General features: G+C 64.1%; 9 protein-coding genes. 3 read left to right on the top strand and 6 right to left on the bottom strand.

Annotation, left to right across the window (positions count from 1 at the left end; all coding sequences use genetic code 11):
* A partial coding sequence (locus EOA27_RS12230; RefSeq protein WP_145970326.1) for a bifunctional acetate--CoA ligase family protein/GNAT family N-acetyltransferase occupies positions 1 to 2,045 on the top strand: 2,045 nt, incomplete at its 5' end.
* Positions 2,046 to 2,159: 114 nt separating this feature from the next.
* Here EOA27_RS12230 and EOA27_RS12225 read toward each other — a convergent pair.
* Together EOA27_RS12225 and EOA27_RS12220 are read right to left on the bottom strand one after the other, a co-directional pair.
* Positions 2,160 to 3,719, bottom strand: a complete 1,560-nt coding sequence (locus EOA27_RS12225) for a bifunctional aminoglycoside phosphotransferase/ATP-binding protein (protein WP_126079213.1) — start codon at positions 3,717 to 3,719, stop codon at positions 2,160 to 2,162.
* Between the two features lie 64 nt (positions 3,720 to 3,783).
* Positions 3,784 to 4,182 (bottom strand): cytochrome c, encoded by a 399-nt coding sequence (locus tag EOA27_RS12220; protein ID WP_126079212.1) that lies wholly within the window; start codon positions 4,180 to 4,182, stop codon positions 3,784 to 3,786.
* A gap of 313 nt (positions 4,183 to 4,495) precedes the next feature.
* Here EOA27_RS12220 and EOA27_RS12215 point away from each other — a divergent pair, with 313 nt between their 5' ends.
* Together EOA27_RS12215 and EOA27_RS12210 are read left to right on the top strand one after the other, a co-directional pair.
* Positions 4,496 to 5,179, top strand: coding sequence for a universal stress protein (locus tag EOA27_RS12215; RefSeq protein WP_348633066.1), 684 nt, complete (start codon positions 4,496 to 4,498; stop codon positions 5,177 to 5,179).
* Between the two features lie 354 nt (positions 5,180 to 5,533).
* On the top strand, positions 5,534 to 6,094 hold the full coding sequence (locus EOA27_RS12210; protein WP_126079210.1) for a sigma-70 family RNA polymerase sigma factor: 561 nt from the start codon (positions 5,534 to 5,536) through the stop codon (positions 6,092 to 6,094).
* A gap of 6 nt (positions 6,095 to 6,100) precedes the next feature.
* Here EOA27_RS12210 and EOA27_RS40625 read toward each other — a convergent pair whose 3' ends face one another.
* The 4 genes from EOA27_RS40625 to EOA27_RS12190 all read right to left on the bottom strand — a co-directional run.
* Positions 6,101 to 6,268 (bottom strand): hypothetical protein, encoded by a 168-nt coding sequence (locus EOA27_RS40625; protein WP_189343250.1) that lies wholly within the window; start codon positions 6,266 to 6,268, stop codon positions 6,101 to 6,103.
* A gap of 465 nt (positions 6,269 to 6,733) precedes the next feature.
* On the bottom strand, positions 6,734 to 6,952 hold the full coding sequence (locus EOA27_RS12200; RefSeq protein WP_126079208.1) for a hypothetical protein: 219 nt from the start codon (positions 6,950 to 6,952) through the stop codon (positions 6,734 to 6,736).
* A 59-nt stretch (positions 6,953 to 7,011) separates the two neighbouring features.
* Entirely contained in the window at positions 7,012 to 7,926 is a 915-nt protein-coding gene (locus EOA27_RS12195; RefSeq protein WP_245467251.1) for a class I SAM-dependent methyltransferase, read from the bottom strand.
* Positions 7,923 to 8,283, bottom strand: a 361-nt coding sequence (locus tag EOA27_RS12190) for a GNAT family N-acetyltransferase (protein ID WP_145970325.1), incomplete at its 5' end; no start/stop codon positions are given. The genes EOA27_RS12195 and EOA27_RS12190, both read right to left, overlap by 4 nt.

Below are 8,283 nucleotides of genomic sequence, written 5' to 3'. Positions count from 1 at the left end.
AAACCATACCCAATCCGCGCAAGTTCATGTCGGCCGCGCGGGCGGCGGCGCGCCTCAAGCCGGTTATCGCGATCAAGCCCGGGCGGCACGAGCAGGCGGCCAGGGCGGCCGCGACGCATACCGGAGCGCTTTCGGGCGCCGACAGGGTGGTCGACGCCGCCTTGCGCAGGGCAGGCGTGCTGCGTGTCGATGATCTCGCCGAGCTGCTCGATGCCGCCGAGACTGTCGCCCGTCACGCTCCCCTCGAGCGGGCGCGGGTCGGCATCGTCACCAATGGCGGCGGGGCCGGCGTGCTTGCCGTCGACAAGATCGTCGATCGTGGAGGCGAGCTGGCCGAACTTGCGCCCTCGACGATCGAGCGGCTCGACCGGGCGCTGCCGCCGACCTGGTCGCATGCGAACCCGGTCGACATCGTCGGTGACGCCGCGCCGGAGCGCTACGGGGCGGCGCTCGAAGCCCTGGCGGCGGATCCGGGGACGGACGTTATCCTGGTCATGAATTGCCCCACCGGGCTCGGTTCCTCGCCGGACGCGGCCAGGAAGGTCGCCGAGCTTGGCGACGACGGCGAGATCGGCGGAAAACCGCTTCTCGCGTGCTGGCTTGGCGAGCATACCGCGCGCCAAGGCCGGCGCGTCCTGACGGAAGCCGGCATCGCGAGCTTCGAGACGCCGGAGGACGCGGCGATCGCGGCGTCCTATCTCGGCGAATGGTCGCGCGCTCAGCGGGCGCTGCTGCGGACTCCCCCGAGCCGGGGTGGCGATCAGGCCGATGGCAAGGCATCGGCGCACGCCATCTTACGGAAGGTGGCCGCCGAAGGGCGACGCATGCTGACGGAGCCGGAAGCAAAAGCGGCGATAGAAGCCTACGGAATCCCCGTGCCGCGAACCATCGTCGCCGGATCCGTCGTGGAAGTGGCCCAGGCCGCCGGCGAGCTTCTCGAAAGCTCTGAAGCAGTGGTCGTCAAATTGCTGTCGAAGGTGGTCTCGCACAAGTCGGATGTCGGCGGCGTGGTCCTCGACATCGCGACCGCGGAGAAGGCCGCGGAGGCCGCCCGGTCGATCGAGACGCGCCTGCGCACGCGGTCGCCGCAGGTGAAGGCGGACGGCTACACGGTGCAAGCCATGGTCGCGCGCAAGCATGCTCAGGAACTCATACTGGGCATGAACCTCGACCCGATGTTCGGCCCGGTCATTCTGTTCGGCGCCGGCGGCACGGCGGTCGAGGTCGTGAACGATACCGCGATCGCCCTGCCGCCGCTTGACGACGTGCTGGCCGGAGACGCGATCGACGCGACCAGGATAGGCCGCCTGCTTGCCGGCTATCGCGATCGCAAGCCGGCCAACCGAGGCGCGATCATCGCCGCGCTGAACGGCCTGTCGCAAATGATCGTCGACTTCCCCTGCCTCGTCTCCCTCGACATCAACCCGCTGCTGGCCGATGCCGAAGGCGTGGTTGCGCTCGATGCGCGTATCGAGATCGACCCGCGACGGGTGGATGAGCCGGCGCCGAACCCGGCGCTTGCCATAAGGCCCTATCCGTCGGGATGGAGCCGCGATCTCCAGTCGGACGGCATGACCTTTCACATCCGGCCGATCATGCCGGCGGACGTGGCGCTTTATCCCGCGTTCCTGGCGAAGATTTCTCCCGACGACCTCAGACTGCGCTTCCTGTCGCTGCGGAAGAACTTCCCGGACCAGATGCTGAAGCGGCTCACACAGCTCGACTACGAGCGCGACATCGCCTTCGTCGCTCTTGAAAAGGACACGGGAGCGCTGGCGGGAATCGGCCGGCTTTCCTGCGATCCGGATCACAGGAGCGGTGAATATGCGCTGCTCGTGCGATCGGACCTGCAAGGCCATGGCCTGGGATGGGATCTGCTGAAACAGGTCATCGACTATGCGAAGGCCGAACGCATCGGCCGCATCGAAGGCACGATCCTCAACGAAAATCGCAAGATGCTCACAATGTGCCTGGAGTTCGGCTTCTCGATCGCGCACCACCCGAGCGAGCCCGGCCTGTCGGTGGCGACGCTGGAAGTCCGCTAGAGCGTTTCACTGTTTCACGAACACGGCGAAAGGCTCTATCTCCTTGTTTTGACGCAATTCCCGACGGAAGACCGCGGACGCTTTTCCCGGAATTGCTCCAAACGGGTGACGGCTTTATGATCCGGTCTTCCTGAAGCCGGCCGCGGATGAAACGGCGCCCTCGACCGAGGCCACCATCTCGGCCGTGATTTCGGTCACCTTGCGGTTGGCCTCGATCTTGCGCCAGGACATCGGACCGGCATCGCGCTGCAATTGCCGCGAAAGGATGTCGATCGTGGCATCGGAGGGGCTGCCCTTGCGCTCGCTGACCCGACGCCAAAGCACCGACGGATCTGCCGCCAGCCAAAATCCCGCAAACGGAACGTTTGTCCCGGTCGCTGCGCGCTCGATCCTGTCGCGATCCTCCGGCCTGTCGAAGACCGCGTCGGCGACGACGCAGCCGCCTTCGGCAAGAATAAGCTCCGCGAGCCAGGCTATCTGGCGGTAGACGCGTTCCGATACGCCGGGCCGGTAGGCCTTGGCCGGCAGCCTCGTTTCGGCCGCCACGCCATGCATGGCCTTGCGGATGCGGTCGCTCTCGACGATCCGGGCGCCGGGCGGCGCGCCGATCTGAGCGGCGAGGGCCTCGGCGACCGTCGTCTTGCCCGAGCCGCTCAATCCGCCGATTGCGACGAGCCGAGGCGGCGTTTCGGCCAGCAGGGTTTGCGCGAGTTGGAAATAGGACCGCGCTTCGGCAACCAGCCTTGCGGAGTCCTGGCTGCCTTCCTCGACCTGCGTCGCGGTCACGTGAGCGCGCACCGCCGCCCGCACCGCCATGAGGAAAGGCAGGAGCACGAAGCCGTCCTCGTCATCGGCATCGTCGAGATAGCGGTTCATCACCAGATTGGCGAATTGCGGAAAACCGCGATGCCACAGATCCATCAGCAGGAATGCGAGATCGTAGAGGACATCGACGGTGGCGATCTGATCATTGAACTCGATGCAATCGAACAGGCGAGGCTCGCCATCGAAGACGCAGATGTTGCGCAGATGCAGGTCGCCATGGCAGCGGCGGACCTTGCCTGCCGCCTCTCGCCGGTCGAGAAGGCCGGCACGGCGGGCGAGGGCGTCGCGAAACGCTGCGTTGAGCGTTTCGATTTCCTTTCCGTTGAACACGTGGCTTGTCGCAAAGCCGGCCGCATTGATTTCGAGAACGCCGCCGATATTCGCCGACCCGCTGCCGGCATGGATCACTTCGGCGCCGCGGTGATAGTGCGCGATCATGCGGGCCACGCCCGTCATCAGCGCGGGTGTCAGTTCCCCCGCCGCGGCCATGCGATCCAGGAGCTTGGACTGGTCGAAGCGGACCATCTCGATGACGGCGTCGACCAGTTCTCCCGGCTCGTCTAGGGCAAGCCGGTCTCCCGCGCGCGCGACGCGGTGGACATCGAGATAGAGGCCGGGCGCTGTCATGGAGTTCAGCTCCACTTCCCTCTCGCACGCGGCGAGCCGCAACGCCGGCGTCGAAAAGTCGACATAGGGCAGCTTGACCGCCCGCTTCATCTTGAATGCGCGCCGCCCGACGAGGAAGATCCGGGAAATATGTGTTTCGATCGTCTCGACCGGACCAACCTCGCCATGGCTGGCAGGGTTCTTCAGCATCTCGACCACGACATCCTGGTTCTCGGTGATCATAAGTGCGTCCTTGACTTGGTTGCGTCATCCCTCGGCCTTGCCGAGTGAAGCTCTATGAGCCTCCCTAGCGTTGGAGCGTCTGGACATAACCTGTGAGGTTTTGGATGCGTTCCGTGGTTACGGCCTCCCCGCCATAGGGACCGTACTTCTTCACGTCGTCAGGCAGGAACTGATTGCCCCACACCGGCATGTCGCGCTCACCATGCGCCGGGACGAGACCGCGACCGTCGATCGTGGCGTAGACCCGCCAGTAGGGAAATTCCCCGCCATTGCGCTTCGTCAGCGTCGTCAGATCGGCGGGGCGCTTGCGCAGCTCATCGGCCAAGGGCCCGTCGCCCTTGCCTTCCACGCCGTGGCAGACCGCGCAGGAATTCAGATATTCCTGCTGTCCATTGCTCATCTGCTGCGCCGCCGCGGCGCTCAGCGTCAGCGCGAAAAGACCAATCGTCGTCCGGAATCTCATTGATCTGCCTCCAGCCATCGGTGTCAGGCTAAACCATGCGACGCGCACGCACGTTGACCGGGATCAATCTTGCGAGGGGGCCATTTGATTCAGCGCAAGGAAGGATTCCAACCGACTCGCTAAGGCTGCATTCCGTGTTTTCGAACAAGGAGCGGCCCCCATGCCATTCAAGACATTGCTCACGGTTACCGGGCCCGATTACGGAAACGATGATCTGAGGCTCGCGGCCGGTCTGTGCGAGGAAATCGACGCGCATCTTTCCCTGCTCGTCGTGGTCATTGCGGCGCCTCCGTCTGGCGGAGAATACGCAGCAGTGGTCTCGCCGGCCTGGCTCGCGGAGCGCGAAGCCGAAATGGAAACCCTGGAGAAGCGCAGTTCGGTGGTATCCAGGATGCTGTCGGAAGGCCCCGTATCGGCCGACCTCGGCAGCGAATACCCGGAGCAGTCCTGGACGGATGAGATCATCGGTCGGCGGGCCCGCTATGCCGACCTGACCATCGTCGGACCGGAGATGCTCGCAAGCGGCTTGCTTAAGGATAAGGTCCTTGCGGGCAGCCTGTTCTCGTCCGGGAAGCCTATCCTGCTGGTCCCTCAGGGAGCGCGCGCGACGTTGAAACCGAAACGCGTCCTTGTCGCCTGGGACGCCAGCCTGGAAGCCTCGCGCGCCGTGCGGGAGGCGCTCGATATCCTGTCATCCGCCGACGAGGTCCGCGTCGCCATGATCGATCCGATCGAAGACGAACGGCATCATGGAGCGGAGCCGGGAGCGGATCTGGCGGCCTATCTCTCCCGGCATGGCGCGAAGGTCGCGGTCGATCGCCTGCCGAGTTCGGGCCATTCTGTCGCCGACATTCTTCGCCAGCATGCCACCGACACCGGGGCCGAGCTCGTGGTCATGGGGGCTTACGGTCATTCCCGGCTGCGCGAGCGGATATTCGGCGGCGTGACCAAGTCCATGATCGAGGACCCGGGGCTGGCGGTTCTTATGGCGCGTTGAAGGCGCATTCGCCGATAGGCCAGATCTCGAGGCTGGTCTGCGCGAGCCCGGAAAGCTCAATCTCGGCAACATTCAACCGCCTATCGTTCTCGTCGTGACCCAGCAGTGGAACAGGCGCGGACAAGGCGCTCAGCTTTGCCTTTCAACTGTCGAAAGATGTCATTGCCGTCCGTGTGGCGCGCATGTCGAGTGACCGCCCCATTGCGGTGCTGCTCCCTGGAGCCCCTTGGCCAAAAGTTTTCGGCCGAGCGACGGAAAACAGGAACGTTCCTTTTTCTCAGGCATTCTCCCTAGTCCGCATCTCATCCACTCCTGTTTGCTGGGCCCGGAAAATTGTTACCCAGAGAGCATAATTTGTCCAACCCTGACGCCGGTGAGGTCTCCGTCGTCGATCTTATTCCTGCCTTGCGGGCTTTTGCGCGGACGTTCTGTCGGGTGCCCGACGACGCCGACGATCTCGTGCAGGAGACACTGACCAAGGGGCTTGCCAACCTGGACAAGTTCGAGCCGGGCACGCGGCTGAAGTCCTGGCTCTTCACGATCATGCGCAACACGCATTACACGCGTGTCAAGGCAGCGGCCAGGGAGGCGCCCGGGCTGCTTGACTGCGCCTCCACCCGGCCGATCTCGGAGCCGTCGCAGGATTGGTCCGTCCAAAGCAAGGAAGTGCATCGAGCCATCCAGAAACTGCCGTCCCATCAGCGTGAGGTGCTGGTGCTGATCGGCGTGCTGGGCGTAAGCTACGAAGAAACTGCTGAGATATGCGGTTGCGCTGTCGGCACCGTCAAAAGCCGTCTCAATCGTGCCCGTGCCGGTGTTCTGGAGTTCCTCGGGGAAAGCTCGCCGCAGGCGCTGATCGAGCGACGACGCCAATTTTCGGACGACCATTGGGATACTGAAGGCGCAAGACGCTAAAGCAGCCTACCGGCGCTGAGTTGCTTTCAGGACTTTCGCCTCTCTCATCAGCGAGGCCCAATTCAGACCGAGCAGGGAAACAAGTTCAAGCGCCTGCGTTTCGGTGATGCCCGTCGTTGCGACCAGCCGCCGAATGAGTTCGTCCACTTCCGGAGTTCTGCCATCCTGCGCCATCGGGATGACTCCTAACCGGCTACAACGATTCACTTATGTTAATGTTCCACCGATCTTGCTGGCACGACGACCGCAGGCACTGCCAATGCCCTTCGGCCCGGTCTCGGAGGAATGCCGCATCCTCGCCGCGACGTCGTCAACCGCGCTCGGCCGTCATATCGCCTTTGCGCTTTTCGATCAGCGCGTTCTGCAGTTCGAGTGCAAGCCTGGTCTGCCGGTCAGGGACCTTCTCCCGCTCGATGGCGGTCAACAGGGACGCGATCTCCTGGTCCAGGCTCTGGATTGCCTGGGCGCATAGATCGCGCTGGCTCCGGCGAGACATCGCATTCTCTTAACAATAGAGGCCCCTTCAGATCTCACTGAGGCATACCCGACCAGCCTTTGCAAGGCGCTCGACGCAAGCTGTGGGATTTCGGCATCGCAGTCTTCGGATTTCGGGGCAAAAGGCGATCCGCGAGCATGCACTCATTCCTTCGGCAGACGGTTCGCCGCGTGATCCTGGTACTGATCGGATTTGATCCGGTTGCCGTCGAGGCCGCGTTGCTCCGTATGCTGCTTCTTGTCCCGGTTGGACAGAACCTCGTTCTCGCCGACCATGTCCTTTGCGAGTGTCGTCTTCGCTCCGGTTCCGGAGCCCTTGCCCTGGCTGCCGCGGCCCATATGCTTCTTACCGCTGGTTGCCATTGTTCTTCTCCTGGACTGCCCGCGTGAAACTGTTCGGCGACCGAACTGCCGCGCGCGCGTTATGTTCCGCCGGCAACGCGGATAAGGAAGACCGTGCCGTCCCAACTGCCGAAAGGCATTTCGCCATCGACCAAGACGTCCATGCCAAACGCATGGGCAAGACGGTTGATATCGCGGGAATCGATGTCTGGCGACGCCCGATACGAATAGTTGAGGATTGCCGCCATCCCTTCTGGCCGCAGCACGCGCGAGATCTCGCCGAAATGCCGCTCGGCGACACCGGCGAGCACCAGGTACGGAAAACTGTCGAGAGCCAGCACGCCGTCGAAGCTTTGATCGGCAAAGTCACCGAGATCCAGGCCCGAGGTCAGGCGGAATTCCACATTGGCGACGCCGGCGCATCGCCGGCGCGCGAGGGCGATCATCCGGGGCGAGATATCGATGCCGACGATACGTCCCGCCATGGCGCCAAGCGCATGTTCGAGGCGCCCGATGCCGCAGCCGATGTCCAATATGCGGTTGCGGGTGCCGAGCATGCCTTGCCGTTCCAGCCACAAGGCAATCTCGCCGGTTGTGGCCGAGAGGCTGTCCTCGTCGCCCAGCGACGACAGTTGCACGCTGGCGGCCGGAGATATGGCGGCCGCCCGATCGAATCCGCCGGCCAGCCGCTCGACGGTGATGGCGGCCGTTTCGCCGTTGACGCGGTCATGCGACACGCAGGCAGCGACCCTGCGGACGGCGTCGAAGGCGTCGGCCTTGTCACGCAGCATCGTGGCGATGCCTTCCAGCCAGCGTCGCCGGGGCACATGGCTCGGGCGCATGTCCAGGGCGACATCCGCCAGTTGCGCCGCGCTGGTCGTCTTGTCGACACAGACGGCCAGTTTGGCCAGCGCGTTGTCGACCGAAAGGCCGTCCGCCATGTAATCCTCAATCAGGCGCCTGGCGATCGCACCGGTTTGCCTCGCGGGGGTCACGGCGGCGCGCTCCGCATCCACACCTTTTGCGCTGTCCAGCGGTCGTTCGCGCCCCAGCCATATTTGTAGCCTTCACGGCCGCGCAGGAAATCGAACTCGCGCGCGCCTTCGTTGGCGGCTTCCGCGATGGCATGGCCGATCAGAATCGCGCCGGGGCTTTCCTCGGCATAGGCTGGATCGAAACCGCCGAGATAGGCATAGGCCCTGTCGCGGTGATGAAATCCGTAATAGGCACCGACGACGGCATCGCCGATCTCGATCGTCAGGCATCGCGCCAGGCCGTTATCGGCAAGCCGCGGCAGTGCCCTGCGATGAAATTCCACCGCCAGGTCGGACAGCACGCCCCCGCCACTGTCT

Source organism: Mesorhizobium sp. M2A.F.Ca.ET.037.01.1.1 (assembly GCF_003998075.1).
Classification (GTDB): domain Bacteria; phylum Pseudomonadota; class Alphaproteobacteria; order Rhizobiales; family Rhizobiaceae; genus Mesorhizobium.
This window is presented reverse-complemented; position numbering and strand designations above follow the sequence as displayed.